Source organism: Burkholderia sp. Nafp2/4-1b (genome assembly GCF_003635165.1).
In the GTDB taxonomy this organism is placed as follows: Bacteria; Pseudomonadota; Gammaproteobacteria; order Burkholderiales; family Burkholderiaceae; genus Burkholderia.
Map to the genome: position 1 here is coordinate 157,163 of NZ_ML058626.1, position 23,061 is coordinate 180,223.

The 23,061-nt window shown below is 66.4% G+C and carries 21 protein-coding genes; 16 read left to right on the top strand and 5 right to left on the bottom strand.

Annotated features, from left to right (window positions below):
- Window positions 1-376 precede the first annotated feature (376 nt).
- Both C7H84_RS31940 and C7H84_RS31945 read left to right on the top strand, forming a co-directional pair.
- Window positions 377-1,705 carry an MFS transporter gene (locus tag C7H84_RS31940; RefSeq protein WP_121862533.1) on the top strand — a complete coding sequence of 443 codons (1,329 nt, stop codon included), beginning with the start codon at window positions 377-379 and terminating at the stop codon, window positions 1,703-1,705.
- 64 nt (window positions 1,706-1,769) lie between these two features.
- Window positions 1,770-2,672 (top strand): NAD(P)-dependent oxidoreductase, encoded by a 903-nt coding sequence (locus tag C7H84_RS31945; protein ID WP_121862534.1) that lies wholly within the window; start codon window positions 1,770-1,772, stop codon window positions 2,670-2,672.
- 296 nt (window positions 2,673-2,968) lie between these two features.
- Here C7H84_RS31945 and C7H84_RS31950 read toward each other — a convergent pair whose 3' ends face one another.
- The 5 genes from C7H84_RS31950 to C7H84_RS31970 all read right to left on the bottom strand — a co-directional run bounded on the left by C7H84_RS31950 (window position 2,969) and on the right by C7H84_RS31970 (window position 8,628).
- Window positions 2,969-4,045 (bottom strand): PHB depolymerase family esterase, encoded by a 1,077-nt coding sequence (locus tag C7H84_RS31950; RefSeq protein WP_121862579.1) that lies wholly within the window; start codon window positions 4,043-4,045, stop codon window positions 2,969-2,971.
- A 502-nt stretch (window positions 4,046-4,547) separates the two neighbouring features.
- A complete protein-coding gene (locus C7H84_RS31955) occupies window positions 4,548-4,931 on the bottom strand; it encodes a GtrA family protein (protein WP_121862535.1) in 384 nt (127 codons plus the stop codon).
- Window positions 4,932-4,945: 14 nt separating this feature from the next.
- A complete protein-coding gene (locus C7H84_RS31960; protein WP_121862536.1) occupies window positions 4,946-5,989 on the bottom strand; it encodes a glycosyltransferase family 2 protein in 1,044 nt (347 codons plus the stop codon).
- Window positions 5,990-6,013: 24 nt separating this feature from the next.
- Window positions 6,014-7,393 (bottom strand): glycosyltransferase family 87 protein, encoded by a 1,380-nt coding sequence (locus C7H84_RS31965; protein ID WP_121862537.1) that lies wholly within the window; start codon window positions 7,391-7,393, stop codon window positions 6,014-6,016.
- Window positions 7,390-8,628 carry a glycosyltransferase family 87 protein gene (locus C7H84_RS31970; RefSeq protein ID WP_121862538.1) on the bottom strand — a complete coding sequence of 413 codons (1,239 nt, stop codon included), beginning with the start codon at window positions 8,626-8,628 and terminating at the stop codon, window positions 7,390-7,392. Before C7H84_RS31970 ends, C7H84_RS31965 begins: the two co-directional genes overlap by 4 nt.
- A 1,039-nt stretch (window positions 8,629-9,667) precedes the next feature.
- Here C7H84_RS31970 and C7H84_RS31975 point away from each other — a divergent pair.
- The 14 genes from C7H84_RS31975 (at window position 9,668) to C7H84_RS32040 (ending at window position 22,473) form a co-directional block, all read left to right on the top strand.
- The gene (locus tag C7H84_RS31975; RefSeq protein WP_121862539.1) at window positions 9,668-9,850 is read left to right on the top strand and encodes a Flp family type IVb pilin; all 183 of its coding nucleotides are present in this window, start codon (window positions 9,668-9,670) and stop codon (window positions 9,848-9,850) included.
- Window positions 9,851-10,017: 167 nt separating this feature from the next.
- Complete coding sequence (locus tag C7H84_RS31980; protein ID WP_121862540.1) at window positions 10,018-10,224, top strand: Flp family type IVb pilin; 207 nt, start codon at window positions 10,018-10,020, stop codon at window positions 10,222-10,224.
- A gap of 30 nt (window positions 10,225-10,254) precedes the next feature.
- A complete protein-coding gene (locus C7H84_RS31985; protein ID WP_121862541.1) occupies window positions 10,255-10,794 on the top strand; it encodes a prepilin peptidase in 540 nt (179 codons plus the stop codon).
- A gap of 32 nt (window positions 10,795-10,826) precedes the next feature.
- Window positions 10,827-12,227 carry an ATP-binding protein gene (locus C7H84_RS31990; RefSeq protein ID WP_121862542.1) on the top strand — a complete coding sequence of 467 codons (1,401 nt, stop codon included), beginning with the start codon at window positions 10,827-10,829 and terminating at the stop codon, window positions 12,225-12,227.
- Between the two features lie 35 nt (window positions 12,228-12,262).
- On the top strand, window positions 12,263-13,105 hold the full coding sequence (cpaB, locus tag C7H84_RS31995) for a Flp pilus assembly protein CpaB (protein ID WP_121862543.1): 843 nt from the start codon (window positions 12,263-12,265) through the stop codon (window positions 13,103-13,105).
- A gap of 113 nt (window positions 13,106-13,218) precedes the next feature.
- On the top strand, window positions 13,219-15,231 hold the full coding sequence (locus C7H84_RS32000) for a type II and III secretion system protein family protein (RefSeq protein ID WP_121862544.1): 2,013 nt from the start codon (window positions 13,219-13,221) through the stop codon (window positions 15,229-15,231).
- Window positions 15,232-15,251: 20 nt separating this feature from the next.
- Complete coding sequence (locus C7H84_RS32005; RefSeq protein WP_121862545.1) at window positions 15,252-15,551, top strand: hypothetical protein; 300 nt, start codon at window positions 15,252-15,254, stop codon at window positions 15,549-15,551.
- Window positions 15,552-15,576: 25 nt separating this feature from the next.
- Window positions 15,577-16,848 (top strand): TadE/TadG family type IV pilus assembly protein, encoded by a 1,272-nt coding sequence (locus tag C7H84_RS32010; RefSeq protein ID WP_121862546.1) that lies wholly within the window; start codon window positions 15,577-15,579, stop codon window positions 16,846-16,848.
- A 43-nt stretch (window positions 16,849-16,891) separates the two neighbouring features.
- Window positions 16,892-17,395: a TadE/TadG family type IV pilus assembly protein gene (locus C7H84_RS32015; RefSeq protein ID WP_205611485.1), complete on the top strand. Its 504-nt coding sequence runs from the start codon at window positions 16,892-16,894 to the stop codon at window positions 17,393-17,395.
- On the top strand, window positions 17,392-17,835 hold the full coding sequence (locus tag C7H84_RS32020) for a TadE/TadG family type IV pilus assembly protein (RefSeq protein WP_121862548.1): 444 nt from the start codon (window positions 17,392-17,394) through the stop codon (window positions 17,833-17,835). The genes C7H84_RS32015 and C7H84_RS32020 overlap by 4 nt, the downstream gene beginning before the upstream one ends.
- 21 nt (window positions 17,836-17,856) lie before the next feature.
- Window positions 17,857-19,065: an AAA family ATPase gene (locus tag C7H84_RS32025; protein WP_121862549.1), complete on the top strand. Its 1,209-nt coding sequence runs from the start codon at window positions 17,857-17,859 to the stop codon at window positions 19,063-19,065.
- 19 nt (window positions 19,066-19,084) lie between these two features.
- Window positions 19,085-20,452 (top strand): CpaF family protein, encoded by a 1,368-nt coding sequence (locus C7H84_RS32030; protein WP_121862550.1) that lies wholly within the window; start codon window positions 19,085-19,087, stop codon window positions 20,450-20,452.
- Window positions 20,453-20,485: 33 nt separating this feature from the next.
- Window positions 20,486-21,463: a type II secretion system F family protein gene (locus tag C7H84_RS32035; RefSeq protein ID WP_121862551.1), complete on the top strand. Its 978-nt coding sequence runs from the start codon at window positions 20,486-20,488 to the stop codon at window positions 21,461-21,463.
- Between the two features lie 38 nt (window positions 21,464-21,501).
- Window positions 21,502-22,473 carry a type II secretion system F family protein gene (locus C7H84_RS32040; protein ID WP_121862580.1) on the top strand — a complete coding sequence of 324 codons (972 nt, stop codon included), beginning with the start codon at window positions 21,502-21,504 and terminating at the stop codon, window positions 22,471-22,473.
- Window positions 22,474-23,061 lie beyond the last annotated feature (588 nt).

A 23,061-nucleotide genomic window follows, 5' to 3' on the forward strand; every position in this document is an offset into this window, starting at 1 on the left:
GCTTCGGGAAGTATGTCACTCCTGTTCGCCGTTCATCGTGTCGGGTGCTTCGGGGCTAACCCTGACCGGCCGTCGATGCTGCACCGCACAGTTAACGCCCCCAGCAAGTCACGACCAAACGCAAAGGGCGCGATCGGCCGCTAGAATTCAGGGTCTCGCGTGTTGTGCAGCGCACCGTGCAGCAAGCGGGCGGCACGTGCATTCGAGATATTCGAAGTGCCGCTTGAAGGATTTCGCATATCGGCCCGATCGGGCTGCCGGTAGATTCGAATGGCCTTGTCGCTTACCACCATTCCAACAGCGGCGGCCGCGCTGCGAAGCCAGCACGCAGGCCGCCTCGGCGAGCGGGGCCGTCCATGAACTTTCGGAGACAAACATGGAAATCGACGCGACCTGCAACCCGGGAGGCCTCGCCCCACCGGCATCGGCGCACACCCTCGCGCACGAGGACCGGCTGTTCCGCCGGCTTGCGCTGCACATCCTGCCGATCCTGATGTTCGCTTACGTCACGTCGTACATCGATCGCGTGAACGTCAGCTTCGCCAAGCTGCAGATGAGCCAGCATCTCGGGTTCTCCGATGCGGTGTTCGGCTTCGGCGCCGGCATCTTCTTTCTCGGCTACGTGATCTTCGAGGTGCCCAGCAACCTGCTGCTGGTGCGGGTCGGGCCGCGGCGCTGGATCACGCGGATCGTCGTGTCGTGGGGCATCGTGTCGGGCTTGACCGCGTTCGTGTCCACGCCGATGCAGTTCTACGTGATGCGCTTCCTGCTGGGGGTCGCCGAGGCCGGCTTCATTCCGGCGATCGTCCTCTACATGACGCAATCGTTCCCGCGCCAGCGGCGTGCGCGCATCCTGTCGATGTTTTATGCGGCGCTGGCGCTGGCGGGCTTGATCGGCTCACCGTTGACCGGTTTCATCCTCCAGTATTTCGACGGGGCGATGCAGATTCCGGGCTGGAAGTGGATCTTCATCCTCGAGTCGCTGCCGGCCTTCGTGGCCGCTCTTTACGTGTGGAAAGGGCTCGACGACGACGTCACGCGCAGCGAGCGCTTTTCCCCGCCGGACCGCGCGATCCTCGCGCGCGTGCTGGCGGACGACCGGGCGACGACCGAGGCGGCGAGCCACCAGGGACTCTTTACGAGCTGGCTGGTGTGGGCGTTCTGCGTGATCTATTTTCTCGACGTGTTCGCGATCTACGGGTACACGTTCTGGGCGCCGACGATGATCAAGCAGATGGGGATCGGCAGCGACTTCGTGATCGGCTTGCTCGCCGCGCTGCCGAATGCGGTCGCCGTCGTCGTGATGGTGCTGTTCGGGCGCAGCGCGGACCGGCGCGGCGGCCGGCGCCTGCACGTTGCGGCGCTCCTGCTGATGGGTGCGGCCGGGCTCGGGCTGTCGGTCATCTGGCACGACCAGCTGTGGCTCGGCATGTTCGCGCTCTGCATCGCGAATGCCGGCCTCATCTCGTTTCCGCCGCTGTTCTGGAGCATGCCGACCACCGCGCTCGGCGCTGCGTCGGTGTCGATGGGCATCGCCGTGATCAGTTCGTTCGGCAACCTCGGCGGCTTCTTCGGGCCTTATGCCGTCGGCTATCTGAAGCAGGTTTCGGGCAGTCTCGCCGCACCGCTGTTCGTGATGGTCGGTTGCCTGCTGCTCGGCCTGGTTCTCACGATGCTGTTGCCGGCACGCCTCGTCGATCGATGAAGGCTTGCCCGTTTTGCCGCGGCCGCAGCGCCGCGGCGCCACCTTTTTGACGGAAGGGAATCACATGAAACGACAGATTGGCCTGATCGGCGTCGGCTTGATGGGGCATGGCATCGCGCGCAACGTGCTGAAACACGGGTATCCGCTGACGGTCGTCGAGCATCCCGGTAACCAGCCGCTCGACGAGCTGTTGCGTGCCGGCGTACGGACCGTGAAGACGGCGCGCGAGCTGGCGCTGCAAGCGGACGTCGTGATCCTCTGCGTGACCGGTTCGCCGGAGGTGGAAGCGGTGCTCACCGGCGAGCAGGGCGTGCTGGCCGGCTTGAAGGACAACGCGATCGTCGTCGATTGCTCGACTGCCGTGCCGGAATCGACGGTCAGGATGGCGCGGCGCGTCGAGGCCGCCGGCGGGCGTCTCGTCGATGCGCCGATGACGCGCGGCGCCAGGGAGGCCCACGAAGGGCGGCTCAACCTGCTGGTCGGCGCGACACCCGCGGTGTTCGACGAGATTCGCCCGGTGCTCGCGTGCTTCGCGGAAAACATCACGCGGGTCGGCGAGCTCGGCGCCGGGCACAGCATGAAGCTGCTGCACAACTTCGTTTCGCTCGGCACGATTGCACTGCTGTCGGAAGCCGTCGCCTGTGCGAAGCGCGCGGGCGTGGATACGGCGGTGCTCGCTGACGTGCTGGCGAACGGCGGCGGCGGCGGGGTCGCGTTGAACCGGCTGCGGCCGTTCCTCGAGACCGGCGATACGTCCAGTCTGCCGTTTCATATGGCCAACGCGTTCAAGGACCTGTCGTACTACTCGACGATGGCGGAAGGCGCGGAGGCGGCTCATGCGATCGCAAGTGCGGTCACGCATACCTACCGCGATGCGGTTGCGAGCGCCGGTGCGCATTGTCCGGTTCTCAAGTTGTCCGATGTGCTTGGGGCGACGGGGGTTGCCGGTGAAGGTGAGGCACGGTAGTTGCGCGGAGGGCGTCGCTAGCGGCGCATGTTGGACGTGGCGGTAGGGAACAGCAAGTCCAGGATGGCGCCGTCAGGGGCGCAGGTCGGGCATATCCCGGCTGGGAACAGCAAGCCCGCTTGCGGCGTGGTGTTTGCGTGGATGCTCTGCGTCGGTGAGTCGGTGAGTCGGTGAGTCGATGAGTCGATGAGTCGATGAGTCGATGAGTCGGCGCATCGCCGCGTCGATGCGCCAGTGCATCGGCCGGCTCGCTGCGCTTTGTATCACTACGGCAGCCGGCCCGTCGCGCACTTCGGTCACCGCTTGCGCCGCCGCCTTCGAAAGAAATTCCAGAACATCGCGGTCGCGTCCGGCCCCGTCGCCGAGTGGAACGCTTCGCTCGGATCGCCGCCGCTCCATGCGTGCGCGAGGCGGCGCACGATGCAGACCCGCACGATCACCCGGCCGCCGCGCAGATAGTCGGTGTAGTGCGCGTCGTCCTGCGTGTACGTCTGTTGCTCGCCGACGCGCAGTTCGCCCTGTTCGTCGACGAGCCGGTTGATGCGCGCGAACGCGATACCGAGCTGCACCGCGTTGCGCTCGTCGACGACCGTGTCGAGCCCGCCATGCATCACGAGCGCGGGCATGCCCGGATAGCTACGCACGTCGACGCAGGTGTCGACGACGCGGATCGGATCGTCGCGCAAGCCGCGGCGCATCACGCTCATCGCGGCCATCGTCGACAGCGGCGGCGCGATGGCCGGGCCCGAATGCAGGCCGACGGCCGCGAACAGCTCGGGCGACGCGATCGCCAGCTGCGCGGCCAGCCCGGCGCCGGCCGACATGCCGGCCAGATAGATCCGGTCGCGATCGAACCCGCGCTCGCGCACGATCGCCTCGACGAGCGATGCGACGGCCGGCGCTTCCGACTGCGACGCATCGCCATGCCAGTTCCAGCAGCGATGCGAATGCGCGGTCTTCGCCTGTTCGGGAAACAGGACGGCAAACCCCGCGCGCTCCGCGACGCGGCAGATACGCGTGCCCGCGGCGAACGATTCGGCGGTCTGCTTGCAGCCGTGCAGCATCACGACGACCGGCATGCCGTCGGTCGTCGCCGGTGCGCCGGGCAGATACAGCGCGTACGCAAGATGGTTGATGAAGCGGCCGGCGGCCGGGCGCGCGGAATGAAACGAGCGCAGCCACGTGCCGGGCGCCTGGCGCGGCGACGGACGCGCGGCCGGCGTCGGCGCGCTGGGGCGGCGCGTGGTGCGCGCGGTGGCGGGGCGCTTGGCCGATGGCGCCGGTTTGGCTGTTTTCTTTTTGGGCCGCGTGCGCGTGGCGGCGGAAAACAGGTCGAACGGCCGTAGCCAGAGGCTGGATTTTTTCCGGGGCATGGACGAATCTCGTGCCGGCCGCGCATGCACGCTGCATGCGGTGAAGCCGGCCGGCGAATGGAAGTCGAATGCGGGTAGAGCAGGATTCGTGCTGCGGGACGCGTCGGCGTCGACGCGGTTCGGCAGCGCCGACGCGGAGGCGGCTGGCCGACTGAATACAACGCGATGCGACTTCTTTACAACCGCGTCGCGATTCGGGCAGGCCACCTGCCATGCTAACAGGCGTCGCGCCTGGCGCGTGCGATGGTTCCGTGACGGAACGATGAACGCTTTGACCCTTTCGCGGGCGGCAGGCGCGCGGAAGTAAAGCTTCACCGCACGGCTCTGGCTATACGCGAGCGCTTCGCGGCGCACGTAACGGTCGACTTCCATCGGCGACCCGGTTCGTTCAGACCGGAGAAACGGCATCGGATTCAGGCAACCAACGGCGGAGCACCGCGCACGCGGGACGGCGGCCTCGTCAGGCACCACACCATCGCTCACATGCGCGGATGGCTTCCTTTCACCGATACGTCCACAGCCGATGCAGCACGAACATCGTCGGCGGGATCAGCAGCGCGATCGCGACGATGGCCCAGCCGCGCGGCACGTCGAGCAGTTCGGCGGCGCGCGCGAGCCCCATCGTTTCGGCGAAGCCGGCCAGCGCGACGGTCAGGTAGCGCACCAGGTTGCGCGACTGCAGGTTCGACGAAAAGCTCCACAACGTATTCGCGAGATAAGAGAACGCCGTCGCGCAGACGAACGCGACGGCGTTCGCGATCACCTGCGTCGCATCGAACAGCGCGTACATCGCGGACGCGACCAGCACGTGCAGCGCGGTCGAGCAGAGCCCGGACAGGCCGAAGCGCGCGAGCCGCACGCGCTCGGCATAAAGCAGTTCGAACATTGCCGCCCCGCCGGTCAGCGTGCGCCGACCCGTACGCGAGCCGGCGGCACGCGGCGGCGTGCGGTCGCACGGCGCGCATCGCGCACGACCGGCAGCTCGACCACCTTGGCATGCGTCTGGTAGCGGCGGCGAATCAGATAGACGGGACGCTGCTTCGATTCGTCGTAGATGCGCCCGATGTACTCGCCGACCACGCCGATGCCGACGAGCTCGATGCCGCCGATGAACAGCACGACCGACAGCAGCGACGAGTAGCCGTGCACGGGATTGCCGAACAGCAGCGTGCGGCCGACGATGAACGAGCCGTACAGGAACGCGAGCGCGGCGATGCCGACGCCGATATAGGTCCAGCTGCGCAGCGGCACGGTGCTGAAGCTCGTGATTCCTTCGAGCGCGAAGTTCCACAGCTTCCAGCCGGAGAACTTCGATTTCCCGGCGCTGCGCACTTCGCGCTGATACTCGACGATCACGGTCCGGTAGCCGACCCACGCGAACAGTCCCTTCATGAAGCGATGCCGCTCGGGCAGGCTGCGCAACGCGTTGACGACCTTGCGGTCCATCAGCCGGAAGTCGCCGACGTTCTCCGGCAGCTTCACGTCCGACAGCAGGTTGTGCACGCGGTAGTAGATCGCGGCGGCGGTGCGCTTCGCGAACGAATCGCACGCGCGGCTGCTGCGCTTCGCGGCGACGACTTCGGCGCCGTCGCGCCAGTGTTCGAGCATCACCGGGATCAGGCTCGGCGGATCCTGCAGGTCGGCGTCGAGCGGGATGATCGCGTCGCCGGCCGCTTCGTCGAGGCCGGCGGTCAGCGCGGCTTCCTTGCCGAAATTGCGCGTGAGATCGATGACGCGCACGCGGCGGTCGGCCAGGCTGATGCGAATCAGGCGCTCGAGCGTGTCGTCGCGGCTGCCGTCGTTCACGCAGACGATCTCGAAGCGGATCGTGTCGAGGCCGGCCATCAGCGGAATCACGACGTCGAAGAAGCGTTCGACGGCTTCGCCTTCGTTGTAGAACGGTACGACCAGCGAGACGAGCGGTGTGTAGAGTGAGTCGCGCATGATGGGTTCCCCTGTAATCGCGTGTCAGCGGCCGGTGCCGATGGTCGGGCGGCCGATGCGACGCAGTCCGTGCGCCGGGCGGTGGTGTGAGCGGACCGGATGGGCGAAACCGGTGTCGGTCGAGTGGTCGCGTGCGTCGGGCATCGACGGCACGTCGTGCCTTTCTTGTGCAATCCGGCCGACGAGCAGCGCCAGCGAGCCCAGCGTGACGAGCGGCATGAACTGGAACGACAGGTGCGGCACCAGCACGAGGCCGGCGAGCGGCATCACCCACAGCAGCAACAGCCATTCGCGATCGAAGCGCCGCCAGCCGTGCGTCCATGCATAGCGTGCATACCATGCGATCACGAGCCCGTACCAGGTCAGGTCGTAGTCGTACAGGTAGGGGCCGACCACCAGGGACGCGCACGCGAGTGTCGCGGCGCGCAGCGCATACGAACACGCACCGCGCCACGCGTACACCACGACGAGCGCGGCGGTCGCGGCCGACAGCAGCTGCAGGCCGAGTGCGACGTAACCGGGCCAGCCGAGGCCGGTGGCAAGCACGAACAGGGTCGGCATGCGCGCGAGCCGCGCGTGGCCGGCGCCGACTATCTGGTATGCGGCGTGCATGCAGTGCACGAATAAGACCCAGGCGTCGAAGCCGAACAGCAGCGTCGACAGTGCGAAGCCGCCGACGATCGTCGCGGCCCATGCGCTCAGCGCGCGCCATTGTCCGGCGCACAGCAGCGCGAGCGGGAACAGCACCGACATCTGCGGCTTCATCGTCAGCATCCCGAAGCAGATGCCGGCGACGACGGGACGGCGATTCAGCGTCAGCAGTCCGATGCCTGCGAGCGACGCGGTCAGCAGGCTCGTCTGCCCGACGATCACCGCGAGAAACGCGCCGGGGAACGCAAGCGCGCAGAGCAGCGCGGCCTCGCGTTGTACGATTTTGCGGATCGTCGTCACGAACAGCGCGTAGGTGGTGCCCAGCCACAGTACCAGCGCGAGCATGTACGGCAGCCAGCCGAGCGGCAGCACGAACATCAGCATCGTGGGCGGGTAGAGCCACGGCAGCGAACCGTTCCCGGCCTGCATCGTCGGAATCGCGATCTTCTCGAGCTCGAACAGCGACGGCAGATTCCATGCGTTGATCCCGAAGCCGTGCGCGGCGAGCCATGCGGCGCCCCAGATCGGCGCGACATCCTGTGCCAGGGGTTCAGGCAACGACGTCTGCGACCAATGTACGCGTAAGAGATACACGCAGATGAACAGCAACTCGGCGAACAGTGCCGCCGCTGCATAGAGGCGCACCCGATCACGATTGAGCCAATGCGGGAAGCGACGCGGGCCGGCGATCGGCAGCTCCGGATGGGCGTCCATCGCCGAATCCGTGTGCAGGAGGGCGAGCGGCGATTTCATCGTGCGCTCCGCGGTGCGAGGTTTGCGCGACGCAGGACCACGAACAGGACGGCGAGCAGCACGACCGGGCCGAGCTGCGGCAGCTTCGAGATCCGGTTGAACACCTCGAATATCGGCAGCAGCCACGCGACTACGATCACGATCTGGTCGCCCGGCAGCCAGCCTTCGTCGAGTCCGTAGGCGATCACGCAGAAGACCGCGATGCCGAGCCAGGCCAGTTCGTAGTGCCACATATAGGGGGTCGTCAAAAGCGTGGCGACCGCGAGTGCCGCGCCGCGCAGGCGCATGTCGGCCGTGCGGCGCCAGACCTGGACAGCGGCCGCGATGGCGAGCAGGCCCACGGCCGCTTGCGCGGCGAGCGAGACCGGAATCGACATACCCGCGAGCCTCAGTGCCGCAAACGTCGTCGGCGAAACGAACCAGTAGGCCGGCAGGGTGAAATGCATGCCGCGCACGATCGACATTGCATGAGAGAGGCCGGTCAGCGATTCGGTGCCGGTCAGCACAATGCTGGCCGCCGTGAACAGCGTGGTCGCGACCGCCGCCGCCGCGAAGGTGCGCCATGCGCGGGTCGCGATCAGCACGAACGGAAACACCATCGCCATCTGCGGCTTGATCGCGAGCAACCCGATCAGCACGCCGGCGAGGATCGGACGACGGCCGAGGCAAACCATCGCGAGTGCGGCGATGCCGGCGGAGAGGATGCTGTTCTGCCCGTACAGGACGGACGAAAACACGCCCGAGTAGGCGAGCACGACGAGCGCGGCGGCGCGTGGAACAGGCAGGTGCGCACGCAGCCCCGACAGTCGCAGGATGGCATACGCATAGCATAAAAGACTGCCCGCAAAAAAGAGGAAATAGGCGGGCAGGAAAGGCACGAGGGCAAGCGGCGCGACGAACAGCAGCATCGTCGGCGGATAGAGCCAGGGCAGCGACTGGTGACCCAGGTAGGCACCGAACTGCGCGACCTCGGCATGAGAGAAGACGGCCGGATCGTAGGCGGCTGCGGCATGGCCTTGCAGCACGAACTGCGATGCGGTCCAGAAGACGGAGAAGTCGACGCCCGGTCGTGCGACCGTCTGTGACGTGAAGGCATTCGTTACGACGCCCCACGTGATCAGAAAGCCCGCGCACAGCAGCAGCATGATGCAGCTGTACGGAATGATGCGGTCGGCTGTCAGCCATTGAGCACAGCGTTTGGCGCGATAGCGCACTCCACGATTGGCCGTGTACATGATGCCCCGTCTGCAGTGAAGGCTGCCTTGATCTGCCGCAGCCTTTTTGTGTTGTCGTGTAACCGGCTCGAATCGCATTCAACGGCGCTGTCCGGTGAATGCATTGTTGGAGAAAAAATCGCGTGACGCAAACCGCCGGCCGGATCGAGCGATATCGAACGGGCGGCGATATGGCTGAAAAGCGGGTTTTCTCGTCTGAAAAAACCGGCGCGGCGCAATGGATGTTTCTCGGTTGAAACATTCCGGGTTTTTGGCCGGTCCGGCATCGCGCGGAACTTGTGGCCGACACGCGGCGGCGCGGATTCGGGAAAATCCCGAGAAAATTTTTGTGGGCCCCTTGTGCAGTGCGGTGCCGCCCGGGCAGCGTCTCGAGCCGGCCCGCACGCGTATATCAAATTTGAAACATTTCCGGCACCGCGCCGCGACCGGGTTGCCGGGCGAATCGCGGAAACCGTTGCTGCGCCTGGATTTCTTCCGGGCTGGCCTGCTCTTTGCGACATGGTCCGCACGATAGTCGACGACGTGATGAAAGGCCGGCTGGAGCAACAGACGGACAAACCGGACTCAATCACCTGTGCGGACCAAGGGATCGAGGCGCGACGGGGAAATACGCCGCCCAAACCTTGAAAGCCGCCAGAAAACCTCGACGGAGCGAATACGCGACGGCATCGTCCGCGCAACAAGAATCACATGACAGCATTTGGGGAATAAAAATGAAAGACCAAAGCAGATTGCGGCTCGCGTGCCGCGCAGAAGACCTGCAGCACCATCGACGCGTTGGCGTCGTCCGTTCAATCCGTATTCATGCCCGGAACGGTCGTTTCACCGTTCTGCTCGATCGCGCCATTCGGCTGATCGCAGCATGCATGCATATCGCACGCATCAGCGCACCGACGACCGTTCACCAGGCGAGGCTCGTACCCTGCCGTGTGCGTCGTTGAGCGCCACATCCGAATTCTTTTGTTGTGCCGGTAGTACCCGCTCCCTGCGTCAATGCCCGACAAGGGGATTTCCATAGTAGTGCGAAAGGAGAAATGCCATGTCCACATTCATTCAGAAGGTCCGCGGTTTCGTTCAAGACGAGCAAGGCGTGACGGCCATCGAATATGGCCTGATTGCCGCGCTGATCGCCGTGACTCTCGTTGCAGCACTGACGTTGGTCGGCAAGGATCTCAACGACGTCTTCAACACGATTGCAGACGACCTCAACGGGGCGCTCTGAATGACGGGGCGGCGAACGGTGGGTCCGGCCCGTTCGTCGCCAATCCGTCATGCGTGCAAGGCCGGACGCAACACTTACGGATGTCGGATGGAATGAACGGCGGATGGCTCGGCCGGTGCAGTGCTCGAGCCGCCCCCGCTCCTTGATCGACCGAATCGGAGGCCGCCATGCGGGCCAGGGAACGTGCTGTATCGGTATTGCGATGGATCGCCGACGAGCAGGGCGTGACGTCGATCGAGTATGCGCTGATCGCGGCGCTGATCGCCGTCTTCGTGCTGGGAAGCGTGATCACGCTGAAAGGCTCGCTGAACGATACGTACAACATGATTGCGGCGGTCGTGACCGATGCGGTCAATACCGCACTGGGTCAGTGACCCTGACATTACGTCCAATCGAGGTTCGCCATGTTGCCTGCCGCACTGCCTCATCCGGTTCCGTTGTGCGTGACGCTGCTCGTCGTCGTCGCGGCCAGCACGGACATCACGAGCCGACGGATTCCGAACCGGCTCGTCGCGATCGGGCTCGCCGGTGCGCTGATCGCCCAGTGCGCGCTGCACGGCGTCCAGGCAGGCGCACTCGCATGGCTTGCCGGCGCCGCGACCGGCTTCGGCCTGCTGCTGCCGTTCTATCTGCTGCGCGGGATGGCCGCGGGCGACGTGAAGCTGATGCTCGCGATCGGCGCGTGGGTCGGCGCGCACATGACCTTCTATATCGTGCTGGCCGCCTTTGTGGCCGGTGGAATCGGCGCGATCGGTTTCGCGCTGCTGCGCGGACGCATGCGCCAGATGTGCGCGAACGTCCGGGCGCTGATCGCGCGCCGCTCGTCCGCGGCGCGTGCAGGGGCAACCGACGGCCCCGTGGCGTTCGCGTCGGTCGGTGCGTTGCCGTATGGCGTCGCGATTGCCGCCGGCACGCTGGGCATGCTGTTCGTATCGTGCGCGTAGCGCGCCGACCCTGCAACGAGGATGGACCGAACATGAACACGAACCTCACCCAACCGACGCACGACGCGCAGGTTGCACACTTGCCGTATCCGTCGCCCACGCGGGAGGTGCACGCGAAGCCGGCCACGCAACTGCCGGTGGCACCGCGCTCGCTCGAGGAAACCGGATTGAGCCAGTCGTTCGTCGCAGGGCTCGTACTGAAGTCGACGCTGGTGCTCGGCCGCCCATCCTACGGCGACCTGATCGAGCGCCATTGCCTGCCGCTCGCGGTGCTCGACGACGTCTTCGCGTTCCTGGTGCGCGAACATCTGGTCGAACTGACCCATCGCGGCAAGACGGACCTCGACGTGACGTTCCGCCTGACCGACGCGGGCCGTGTGGCCGCGCTCGAAGAACGTGCGCGCAGCAGCTACAGCGGGCCCGCGCCGGTGACGCTCGAAGCCTATCTCGACTGCGTGTCCACTCATTCGGTGCGCAAGCTGCGCGTGGCCCAGAACGACGTGTGGGCCGTCTTCGACGGCGTCGTGATGGACACGGCGATCCTCGATTCGGCGGCCGCCGCGCTGAATTCCGGCCGGCCGCTGCTGATCCATGGCCCGGCCGGCAGCGGCAAGACCTTCCTCGCGGAACGGCTCGGCGCGCTGATGGGCGGCCACGTGCCGGTGCCGTATGCGATCTACGCGGCCGGTGAAGTGATCCAGATCCACGATCCGCTCGTGCATGTCGATGCGGCGTCGCAATCGAGCGGTCAATCGGTCGACCGCCGCTGGCGCCTCTGCGAGCGGCCGGTCGTGATGTCCGGCGGCGAACTGACGCTCGACGAGCTCGACCTGCGCCGCGACGAAGCCGCCGGCTTCTATCAGGCGCCGCCGCACATGAAGGCGAACATGGGCATGTACATCATCGACGATCTCGGCCGCCAGCGTGTCGAGCCGCGCGACCTGCTCAACCGCTGGCTGCGGCCGCTCGATCGCGGCGTCGATTTCCTGACGCTCGAGTCCGGCAATCGCTTCGTGCTGCCGTTCGACGTCTGGCCGGTGTTCTCGAGCAACCTGGCGCCGGAGCAGTTCGCCGACGACGCGTTCCTGCGCCGGCTCGGTTCCAAGCTGCACGTCGGCGCGTTGTCGATCGACCACTACCGTGCGGTGTTCGACGCCGCCTGCGCGTCGCTCGGCCTGGTGTCGACGCAGGACGCATTCGACTATCTGCTGCATCGGCTGCATCTGCCGACCGGCAAGGCGTATCTGGCCTGCTTTCCGATGGATCTGCTGCGTCTCGTCGCCGCCGGCGCGCGTTATCGCGGCGACCCGCCCGAAGTGACGCACGACGCGCTGCACGACGCATGGGCCAGCTATTTCGGCTCCGCGCCCGAGCGCGACGGCGGATATCTGGCGCCTGCCGAGCACGGCGAGCGCACCCACGTAACCGGTTGAGCCGTTTCTTTCACGATTCGTCGAGGAGCATTGCCATGAAAAACAGTCGAGCGCTCATGATGCTGATCATCGCGATGGTCGCGGGGCTTGCCGCGGTCGTGTTCGCGTCCCGCTGGTTGATGAATACCTCCAGCAGCTCCATCACGTCGGTCGCGGTCGCGACCACCGACCTGAACCTGGGCGAGCCGCTCGGGCCGAACCAGATCCATATGGTGAGCTGGCCGTCGGGCAGCGTGCCGACCGGCGCGTTCACCGACACGAAGGAACTCGAAGGGCGTGTCGTGCGCACGAGCCTCGCACGCGGCGAGCCGGTGATCGAGTCGAAGCTCGCACCGGTCGGCACGAAGGGCGGATTGTCCGCGGTGATCGCCGACGGCAGCCGCGCGATCACGGTGCGCGTGAACGACGTGGTCGGCGTCGCGGGCTTCGCGCTGCCGGGCAACTACGTCGACGTGATCGTCAATACGCAGGAACAGCAAGGCAAGACCGACGGGCAGAGCATCTCGAAGATCGTGCTCGAGCACATCCTCGTGCTCGCCGTCGCGCAGCAGGTCAGCCGCGACGACACCGCACCGAAGGTCGTCAACGCGGTGACGCTCGAAGTCACGCCCGACCAGGCCGAACGCCTCGACCTCGCGCGCAGCGTCGGCACGCTGTCGCTCGTGCTGCGCAACCAGGTCGACCAGAAGACGCTGACTACCGACGGCGCGACCAAGCTCACGCTGCTCGGCAAGGCCCCGGCACCCGAGGCGCCCGCGGCTGCACCCGAACGCGTGAAGACCGTGCGCGTGCGGGTCGCGTCGCACGTCGCACCGGAAGCGCGCCGCGATTGCGTAGGGGTGCTGACCGGCGTGCGCGGCAGTATCGAATGCTTCTGAAACCGTACAACACATCCAGATAACCAGATTAACCGGATCGGCCGCCGTCAGGGTACGGCGGCCTTGGAAGACGAAAACCGGCGCTTCGCCGGTCACTCGGGGGATCAGACGAAATGAAGATCAATCCGCAACATTCAGGTGCCGGCCCGATGCGTACGCGCATCGCACGAGGCACGATGATGGCCGCGATCCTGTGTGCCGGGACGCTGACCGTGTACAGCGCACTGGCCCAGGAAGGCGCCGAATCGGCCGCGCTGATGAAGGGCGGCGCGAGTGCACCGGCCGCCGTCGGGAAGGGGCCGATGCAGATGACGATCAGCATGGCGCCGGCGCCCGCCGCCGCCGCGGCCGCAACGGCGGGCCCGCTGCGCGGACCGAACTGCGTGGGCGCGGTGCGTGACTCGACCAGCGTGAGCGTGCCGCTCGGCAAGTCGCTGCTCGTGCCGATGCCGGAACCGGTCCGCAACCGCACGATCGGCAACCCGGCCGTTGCGCAGGCAACGATGGTGTCGCCGCAAACGCTCTACATCCTCGGGCTGTCGGTCGGCACGACCAACATGATCGTGCAGGGCCGCAGCGGTGCATGCCGCGTGATCGACGTGGCGGTCGGCGCGGATGCCGGCGGCCTGCAGGCGTCGTTGCTGCAGCTGATGCCGACCGAGCGCGACATTCACGTGTCGACCGCCGCCGGCACGATCGTGCTGGCCGGCAACGTGTCGAACTCGCAGGCCGCGCAGCAGGCCGTGCAGATCGCCCGTGCGTACAGCGACAGCGCCGGTGAAGGCGGTGGCGGTGCGAAGGGCGGCGGCGTGCTGAACATGCTCGCCGTCACGTCGCCGCAGCAGGTGATGCTCGAGGTGAAGGTCGCCGAAGTGTCGAAGACGCTGATCAACCAGATGGGCAGCGCGTTCAACATCCAGGGCGGCTTCGGTTCGTGGAGCGGGGCGCTGGTCAGCAACCTGCTCGCGGGCGTCGCGAGCGGCGCGATCTTCAACAAGGCGAACAACAAGCCGTTCAGCGTCGCGGCCGATGCGCAGAACACCGACAACCTGGTGAAGATCCTCGCGGAACCGAATCTCGTGACGATCAGCGGCCAGGAGGCGACGTTCCTCGCCGGCGGCAGGATCTTCATCCCGGTTCCGCAGAGCAGCGGCATCGGTAACTCGTCGATCACGCTGCAGGAAGAGGAATTCGGCGTCGCGCTGAAGTTCACGCCGACGGTGCTCGCGAACGGCCGGATCAGCCTGAAGGTCGCGCCGGAAGTGTCGGAGCTGTCGCAGACGGGCGTCACGCTGAGCGCGACCAACGTCGGCGGCACGTCGATCCTGCCGTTGATCACGACGCGGCGCGCATCGACGACGGTCCAGATGGGCGACGGCGAATCGTTCGCGATCGGCGGGCTGATCAAGGACAACGCGACCGGCGCGCTGAAGGCGATCCCGGGTGTCGGCGAAGTGCCGGTGCTCGGCGCGCTGTTCCGCAGCACGTCGTTCCAGCAGGACCGCACCGAGCTGATCTTCCTGATCACGCCGCACCTGGTGAAGCCGCTGCAGACCGCCGACGCGCCGTTGCCGACCGACAGCTTCTCGAAGCCGAACGAAGCAGACGTGTATGCGACCGGCAACATGGAAGGCCGCAAGGGTACCCGCAAGCAGAGCGCACCGCCCGCGAGCGGCGCAGCGGATGCACCGCAGACGCCGGCTCCGGCGCCGCAATCGAGCACGCCCGCTGCGTCGGCCGCCGCATTGCCCGCACCGCGTGCGCCGCAGGCAGCCGTTGCACCGGCGCCGGTGCCGGCACAGCCGGAGAAGGCAGCGGCTGCCGCGGCCGACGCAGCCGACGCAGCCGGGGCCGTGAGCGTCGAGCCGGTACCGAACGCGCAGCCGCGGTCGGAGCCGCTCATGCAGCCGCTCACGCAGTCGCTCACGCAGTCGCACACCCCACCGCAGGCCGATACGGCCGTTGCGGCGCGGATCGCGCGCATCGAAGCCGCAGCCGCGCGCCTCGCGGCGGCTGGCTCCGGCACGCCGGCCAAACCCGCGCCGCATTCGAAGCCCAGCTTGCCGGCCGCCACCCGTGCGGAGATCGCGCGGGCGAACGCAGGCCCCGAATCCACCGATCGTTGAAGCCATCCAAGGGGAAGCTCATGAAATCCGCCTACCTCGTATTCGTGCGCCGCGCGGCGCTCGCTGTCCCACTCGCGTTCGCGCTCGCCGGTTGCATGTCGTCGACGCCGGTGTGGGACACCCGCTTCGGCGACTCGGTCCGCGCCGTCACGCAGGCCCAGATCATCGATCCGCATGCCGCCGACCACGCTGCATCGCGCCCGGGCGTCGAAGGCAGCGCCGCGGCGGCCGCACTCGACAACTACGACAAGTCGTTCAAGACCCCCGAGCCGAAAGCGAATGCATTCGTGATCGGGATCGGCAAGGGGTCGGGGCAGTAACACAGGCAAGCTCAGGGAGAACGCCATGTCCAGCGCAGCTCGTCATCCGAAACTCACGCGTCGCGGTATGCGTCGCCAGCAAGGCGCCGTCGCGATCATCGTCGGCCTCGCACTGGCGGTGATGATCGGGTTCGTCGGGCTCGCGCTGGACCTCGGCAAGCTGTACGTCACGCGCAGCGAATTACAGAACAGCGCCGACGCATGCGCACTGTCCGCGGCCCGCGACCTGACGACGGCCATCAGCCTGCAGGTCGCGGAAGCGGACGGCATCGCCGCCGGCCACGCGAATTTCGCGTTCTTTCAGCAGAACGCGGTACAGATGCAGACGGATTCGAACGTCACGTTCAGCGATTCGCTGACCAACTCGTTCCTCACCAAGACGGCGGTCACCACGCCGGCGAACATCAAGTACGTGAAGTGCACCGCGCAGCTGAGCAACATCGCGCACTGGTTCATCGAGGTGCTGAACACGGTTCCCGGCGTGCAGGTCGCGAACGCGGCGCAGGTCTCGGCCAGTGCGATCGCGACGGTCGGCGCCGGGCAGACCACCTGTGCGATCCCGGTGTTCGTGTGCAAGGCCGCGTCCGCCGCGCCCTACAAGGTGGGCGACTGGATCTCGTCGCCGTCCGGTTCGTCGACGACGTACGGGCCCGGCAACTTCGGCTGGGCGGCGCTCGACGGCTCGACCAACGAACCGACCATCGCCAACGAACTGTCGGGCAATACCTGCAACATCACGTCGCCGCCCGACCTCGGGTCGACGGGCCTGAAATCCGCATCGCTGCGCGCGTGGAATACCCGCTTCGGCATCTATACGAACGGCGCCAACGGGTCGAGCGGCCAGCCGGACTTCACCGGCTATGCATACGTCGGCCCGAATTACGGGCCGCCGGGAACGGCCGGCATCGTCGGCGATGCGTACACGCAATTCGTGATCGATCGCACCAAGTTCAAGGCCTACCAGGGCGACGGCGCGCCGCCGACCGGCAGCGGCATCTCGACCAACGGGACAGTCACCGGCAGCAACTACCAGACGTTCGGCGGAGACCGGCGGGTCGCGCTCGCTCCCGAGGGCGACTGCTCGACGCTGAACGGGGCAAGCACCAAGCTGCATGTCACGCAGTGGGACTGCGTGCTGATGCTCGATCCGCTGCCGTTCAGCCCGGGTGCCGGCGGGGTCGTCGCGCATCTCGAATACCTCGGCTCGGCGTCATCCGGCAACACGCCCTGCGCGACGCACGGTTTGCCGGGCAGCGGCAGCTCGGTCGGCCTCAAGGTGCCGATGCTCGTTCAATAGAGGAGACGCGATCATGAAAAGGCTCCCGATTCGCCGGTCACGCATGCGCGGTGCCGCCGCGGTCGAATTCGCGCTCGTGCTGATGCCGATGATCGTGCTCGCGACCGGCGTGGCCGAGTTCGGCCGCGCGATCTACCAGTACGAGACGCTGACCAAGGCGACGCGCGACGCGGCCCGCTACCTGTCGGTCTATCTGCCGACCGACAGCGCGTATCCGCTCGCGGCGGCGCAATGCCTCGTCGTCTACGGCAACACGACCTGCGGGACTGCCGGCACCGAGCTGGTGCCGGGGCTCACGACATCGATGGTGATCGTCTGCGACGCCACGCATTCGCCCGATTGCGCCGACGCATCCGATCCGGCGCAGTTCGCGAACCTGCCGACCTACGACTCGACCAACAACGCGGCCAGCGGCACGGCGACCGGCAGCATCAACGTCGTCGAGGTGAAGGTGAAGGGCTATCAGTACCAGCCGATTCCGGCCTACCCGGGGCTGTCGTCGATCACCTTCGGCAACATCGTCACCGTGATGAGGCAAGTGTCATGAACGCGCGCCCCTTTTCGCCGTCGCGCCGTCGCGCCCAACGTGGCGCCACGAACGTCGAATTCGCGCTGGTCGCATCGATCCTGGTCATGCTGCTGATCGGCATCTTCGAATTCGGGCGCGTGCTGTTTTACTGGAACACGGCGAGCGAAGCCATCCGGCTCGGTGCACGCACCGCGGTCGTCTGCGACGTGAACGCCGCCGGCGTCGTGAAGCGCGTGAAGTCGCTGCTGCCGATTCTGGCGAACTCGAACGTGTCGGTGAGCTACACGCCGTCGGGTTGCGACGTGAGCTCATGCTCGTTCGTGACCCTCAGCGTCACCAACGTCACCGTGAATACGATGATCCCGATCGCCCACTTCGCGATCACGATGCCGCCGTTCACCACGACGCTGCCGAGGGAAAGCCTGAACTCCTCGACGGGCGGAACCGCCTGTCAATAATCGAACCGACGAGGCACAGTCATGATCAATATCCTCGTAGCTGCCGACGATACCGCCCGGCTCACGCAGATCGCGCGCCTGGTCACCGACAGCGGACACTATCGCGTGACGCGCGCGCATGGGCGTCCATCCCAGATCGAGCATCGAACCGACGGGCTCGATTCATTCGATATCCTGCTGGTCGACGGCGCGACGACCGAAGGGGCCGAGCTGGCGGCGATCGAGCGGATCTGCCGCGTGCATCCGGGGCTGACCGGCATCCTGGTGGCCGCCGATGCGTCGCCGCACGTGCTGCTGGACGCGATGCGCGCCGGCGTGCGCGACGTGCTGCAGTGGCCGATCGACCCCGCGGCGCTCGGCCGTGCGCTCGAACGTGCCGCCGCGCAAAGCACGCGGCGCGACGCCGAGGATACGCGCTTCGTGTCGTTCATGTCGTGCAAGGGCGGCGCGGGCACGAGCTTCGTCGCGAGCAACGTCGCGTACGAGATCGCCGAAGGCCACAAGCGCCGCGTGCTGCTGGTCGATCTGAACCAGCAGTTCGCGGATGCCGCATTCCTCGTCAGCGACGAGACGCCGCCGTCGACGCTGCCGCAGCTGTGCGCGCAGATCGAGCGGCTCGACGGCGCGTTTCTCGATGCGAGCGTTGCGCACGTGACGCCGACCTTCCACGTGCTCGCGGGCGCGGGCGACCCGGTCAAGGCCGCGGAGCTGCGCGCGGATGCGCTCGAATGGATCCTCGGCGTCGCGGCGCCGCGCTACGACTTCGTGATCTTCGATCTCGGCGTGAGCGTCAATCCGCTGTCGATGATCGCGCTGGATCGCAGCGACCAGGTCCAGCTCGTGCTGCAGCCCGCGATGCCGCACGTGCGCGCGGGCCGCCGGCTGCTGGAGATTCTCGTGTCGCTCGGCTATCCGACCGACCAGTTGCGGCTGGTGGTGAACCGGATGACGCGCGCGAGCGAGCGGTCCCGCACCGCGCTCGAGGAAGTGCTCGGCCTGCGCACCAGCGCCACGATACCCGACGACGCCGACACCGTGCGCGAAGCGCTTGACCAGGGGCATCCGGCCTCGCGCGTCGCGCGCGGCGCCGCGGTGACGCGGGCATTGCAGGCCTGCGCGAAGCAGATCGTCGAAGGCGACGTGCGCATCAAGCACGGCACGTCCACCAGCGAACCGTTGATGTCCCGGCTGTTCGGCCGCAAGGCCACGCCGAAGCTCAAGTCCATGTGAATCTTTCGGGGAAACCATCATGTCATTGCGCGAACAGATGTCCTTGCATCGGGCTCAGCCGCACGCGGCTGGCACCGAACCGGTTGCGTCGATGCATTCGTCGGTACGCGACGCGTACCAAAAGCTGCGCCGGGAAATTCACCTGGCCGTGCTCGAGCGTGTCGAGCTCGAGCGGCTGTCGCGTCTGCCGCAGGAGCAGGTCCGGCACGAAATCGGCACGCTGATCTCGCGCATTCTCGACGAGCAGCGCACGCCCGCGAACGACATCGAGCGGCGCCAGCTCGCGATCGACGTGTACGACGAGATGTTCGGCTTCGGTCCGCTCGAGTCGCTGTTGCGCGACCCTGGCATCTCCGACATCCTCGTGAACACGTACCGGCAGGTCTATGTCGAGCGCAGCGGCCAGCTGGAGCTGACCGACGTGACGTTCTACGACGACGCGCACCTGATGAAGGTGATCGAGAAGATCGTGTCGCGGGTCGGGCGCCGCATCGACGAATCGACGCCGATGGTCGATGCACGCCTGCCGGACGGCTCGCGCGTGAACGCGATCATCCCGCCGTCGGCGATCGACGGGCCGTTGATGTCGATCCGGCGCTTCGCGGTCAACCCGCTGAAGATGGACGACCTCGTCAGTTACCAGAGTCTCACGCCGCCGATGGCGGAACTGCTCGATGCGCTGGCCCAGGCGAAAGTGAACGTACTCGTTTCGGGCGGCACGGGCAGCGGCAAGACGACGCTGCTCAACATCCTGTCCGGTTTCATTCCGCGCTCGGAACGGATCGTGACCATTGAGGATGCGGCCGAGCTGCAACTGCAGCAGCCGCACGTGCTGCGGCTCGAGACGCGCCCGCCGAACATCGAGGGCAAGGGCGAGATCACACAGCGCACGCTGGTGCGCAACGCGCTGCGGATGCGGCCCGACCGGATCATCCTCGGCGAAGTGCGCGGTGCGGAAGCGCTCGACATGCTGAATGCGATGAACACCGGCCACGAAGGCTCGCTCGCGACGATCCACGCGAACACGCCGCGCGATGCGCTCACCCGGCTCGAGAACATGATCAGCGTCGGCGGCCTGTCGCTGCCGCCGAAGACGATGCGCCAGCAGATCGCGTCCGCGATCTCGGTGGTGGTGCAGGCGACGCGGCTCACCGACGGCAAGCGCAAGATCGTCAGCATCCAGGAGCTGACCGGGATGGAAGGCGACATCATCAACATGCAGGAGATCTTCACGTTCAAGCGCACCGGCATGGATCGCGACGGCACGGTGCGTGGACACTTCTGCGCGACCGGCGTGCGGCCGAAGTTCGCCGAGCGGCTGCAGGCGTTCGGCATCAACCTGCCGGATTCTCTGTACGACCCGGCGCAGCGCTACGAGACGAAGTAACGACGCGCGATCGTCTGATCCCGGGGAGGTTTCATGGACTCGATCTTTTACGGTTTTGTGATTCTCACCTTCGTCGCGGTCGTGCTCGCGATCGAGGGCGTCTATCAATGGTGGAACGCGCGCCACGGTGCCGCGGCACGCCGGATCGAGTCGCGCCTGCGCGCGATGTCGGCCGGCGGCAGCGTGCAGCAGGAGCGGATGTCGATCCTGAAGAAGCGGATGCTCGACGAGACGAAACCGTTCGACCGGCTGTTGCTGCGCGTGCCGCGCGTGCAATCGCTCGATCTGATGCTGCAGCAATCGGGGCTCGACTGGACGGTCGCGAAGCTGGTCGTGCTCAGCGCCGCATTTCCGGTGGCGACTGCGCTGGTCCTGAGCTTGACGCCGCTGCCGCTGATCGCCGTGATACCGATTGCGCTGCTGACCGCGTGCCTGCCGACACTACGTGTGACGCGGTATCGCAACCGGCGGTTGCTCAAGCTCGAACGGCAGCTGCCCGACGTATGCGACATGATCGCGCGGGCGCTGCGCTCCGGCCACTCGTTCACGAGCGCGCTCGGGATGGTCGGCGAGGAGTTTCCCGATCCGATGGGCGGTGAATTCCGGATCACGTTCGACGAGATCAATTACGGCGTGTCGCTGCACGATGCGCTGGTGAACTTCGCGACGCGCGTGCCGGCCCAGGATCTGCGCTACTTCGTGATCGCGGTGCTGATCCAGCGCGAGACCGGCGGCAACCTGGCCGAACTGCTCGACAGCATCGCAGCGCTGGTGCGCGAACGCTTCAAGCTGTTCGACAAGGTGCGCGTGCTGTCGGCGGAAGGGCGGCTGTCGGCCTGGATCCTCGGCCTGCTGCCGTTCGGCACCGCAGCCATGATGGCCGTGCTGAACCGGGAGTTTCTGTCAGTGCTCTGGCAGGATCCGGCCGGCATCAAGATGGTCGGCGCGATGCTGACGTCGATGTTTTTCGGCGTGCTGTGGATTCGCCGCATCATCCGGATTCGCGTCTGACGCGCGTCTCGATCTTCACGAACCGATTCGAGGCTGTCATGCAAAATCTCAACGTAGTACATACCGTGATGCTGGCGGGCTTGTTCGTCTTCGTCGTGGGCGGCGTGCTCGTCGCGATGCTGCTGTTTGCGCCGCGCAGCATGGAACGCCGGATTCAGCAGGCGAGCGGGGCCAGTGCGGGCATCGGCGCCGGCGCGGACGACGGCGGCCAGCCGTCGCGCTGGATGGCGAAGCTCGTCGAGCTGTCGCAACCGATCTCCCGGCTGTCCGTGCCGCAGGAGGGCTGGGAGAATTCGCCGCTGCGCATCCGCATGATGAATGCCGGCTGGCGCGATCCGAACGCGGGGGCGCTCTACTACGCGGCGAAGACGGTGCTCGCGCTGGCGCTGCCGGGCGCTGCGCTGCTGGCGCTCGCGACGACGCGGCTCGCCGATGAGCGGATGCTGCTGTCGTTCATCCTCGTGGCGCTCGCCGGGATCGGCTACTACGTGCCGAACGTGATCCTGTCGCGGCGGATCGCGACGCGTCAGCGGCTGATCTTCGAGGAATTTCCGGACGCGCTCGACCTGCTGACGGTCTGCGTGGAGGCCGGGCTCGGGCTCGATGCAGGGCTGATGAAGGTGAGCGAGGAGCTGCGCTTTCGCAGCGAAGTGGTCTCGAGCGAACTCGACCTGCTGCTGCTCGAAATGCGTTCCGGCTTCACGAAGGAAACCGCGCTGCGCAATCTGGCGCTGCGGACCGGCGTCGAGGATATCGAATCGTTCTGCGCGATGCTGATCCAGGCCGACCGCTTCGGCACGAGCATCGCCGAATCGCTGCGCGTGCTGTCGGACATGCTGCGCACGCGGCGCCGGATGCGCGCCGAGGAGCGGGCCGCGAAGATCGCGCTGAAGCTGCTGTTTCCGCTGATCTTCTGCATCTTCCCCGCGCTGATGTGCGTGTTGCTCGGGCCGGCGATGATTCATGTGTATCGCGTGCTGCTGCCGACCTTCACCAGTATCGGACAGTAGGCGGCGCGGCGTGGCCGCGCGAACCTGACGTGCGTGCCGACCGGCCATCGCCGATCGGCACGACCACCGTCTTCATGGGAGACTCCTTCTCCTCCAGGGGCGGCGCCGCGCGACAGGTCGACCCTGGAGACAGCCGTAGTCCACTGCCCGCGGGGGTGGCTCTCTACGGCTAACACCGACCGAATCAATCAATCGATCCGAATCCAGCAGTCCGCACCACTGAATTAATCCGGATAAATAATGTGCGCGATTGTTTATCGGATTGGCGCTCGGAATTTCCCATCCTCGAAACGATTCGCTGAGCGAAAGCAAAATGTAATGACGGGGATGTGCCCTGACCAGCACGTAGACGACCGCCCGTGGCCGTCCAGCGCGGTCCCGACGACACGAAGCGCGTCGATTCCCGTCCGCGTCCGGCGTCGCACGCCATGCGGCCCGAAATTCCCCTTGAAATCCCCGATTCGAATTTCTAGCATTATTCGAAATCGGAACTGAATCACGGCGGAAACGGGACGCGCCTTTCGGCATCCCGGGAATATCAAAAAAGTATTCGAAAATCAAGCGACTGCCCGACGATACTGAAAACAG

Bases quoted from the DNA above. Each gene is read 5' to 3' on its own strand.
- C7H84_RS31940 (WP_121862533.1), top strand. From the start codon at position 377: ATGGAAATCGACGCGACCTGCAACCCGGGAGGCCTCGCCCCACCGGCA.
- C7H84_RS31945 (WP_121862534.1), top strand. From the start codon at position 1,770: ATGAAACGACAGATTGGCCTGATCGGCGTCGGCTTGATGGGGCATGGC.
- C7H84_RS31950 (WP_121862579.1), bottom strand. From the start codon at position 4,045: ATGCCCCGGAAAAAATCCAGCCTCTGGCTACGGCCGTTCGACCTGTTT.
- C7H84_RS31955 (WP_121862535.1), bottom strand. From the start codon at position 4,931: ATGTTCGAACTGCTTTATGCCGAGCGCGTGCGGCTCGCGCGCTTCGGC.
- C7H84_RS31960 (WP_121862536.1), bottom strand. From the start codon at position 5,989: ATGCGCGACTCACTCTACACACCGCTCGTCTCGCTGGTCGTACCGTTC.
- C7H84_RS31965 (WP_121862537.1), bottom strand. From the start codon at position 7,393: ATGAAATCGCCGCTCGCCCTCCTGCACACGGATTCGGCGATGGACGCC.
- C7H84_RS31970 (WP_121862538.1), bottom strand. From the start codon at position 8,628: ATGTACACGGCCAATCGTGGAGTGCGCTATCGCGCCAAACGCTGTGCT.
- C7H84_RS31975 (WP_121862539.1), top strand. From the start codon at position 9,668: ATGTCCACATTCATTCAGAAGGTCCGCGGTTTCGTTCAAGACGAGCAA.
- C7H84_RS31980 (WP_121862540.1), top strand. From the start codon at position 10,018: ATGCGGGCCAGGGAACGTGCTGTATCGGTATTGCGATGGATCGCCGAC.
- C7H84_RS31985 (WP_121862541.1), top strand. From the start codon at position 10,255: ATGTTGCCTGCCGCACTGCCTCATCCGGTTCCGTTGTGCGTGACGCTG.
- C7H84_RS31990 (WP_121862542.1), top strand. From the start codon at position 10,827: ATGAACACGAACCTCACCCAACCGACGCACGACGCGCAGGTTGCACAC.
- cpaB (WP_121862543.1), top strand. From the start codon at position 12,263: ATGAAAAACAGTCGAGCGCTCATGATGCTGATCATCGCGATGGTCGCG.
- C7H84_RS32000 (WP_121862544.1), top strand. From the start codon at position 13,219: ATGAAGATCAATCCGCAACATTCAGGTGCCGGCCCGATGCGTACGCGC.
- C7H84_RS32005 (WP_121862545.1), top strand. From the start codon at position 15,252: ATGAAATCCGCCTACCTCGTATTCGTGCGCCGCGCGGCGCTCGCTGTC.
- C7H84_RS32010 (WP_121862546.1), top strand. From the start codon at position 15,577: ATGTCCAGCGCAGCTCGTCATCCGAAACTCACGCGTCGCGGTATGCGT.
- C7H84_RS32015 (WP_205611485.1), top strand. From the start codon at position 16,892: ATGCGCGGTGCCGCCGCGGTCGAATTCGCGCTCGTGCTGATGCCGATG.
- C7H84_RS32020 (WP_121862548.1), top strand. From the start codon at position 17,392: ATGAACGCGCGCCCCTTTTCGCCGTCGCGCCGTCGCGCCCAACGTGGC.
- C7H84_RS32025 (WP_121862549.1), top strand. From the start codon at position 17,857: ATGATCAATATCCTCGTAGCTGCCGACGATACCGCCCGGCTCACGCAG.
- C7H84_RS32030 (WP_121862550.1), top strand. From the start codon at position 19,085: ATGTCATTGCGCGAACAGATGTCCTTGCATCGGGCTCAGCCGCACGCG.
- C7H84_RS32035 (WP_121862551.1), top strand. From the start codon at position 20,486: ATGGACTCGATCTTTTACGGTTTTGTGATTCTCACCTTCGTCGCGGTC.
- C7H84_RS32040 (WP_121862580.1), top strand. From the start codon at position 21,502: ATGCAAAATCTCAACGTAGTACATACCGTGATGCTGGCGGGCTTGTTC.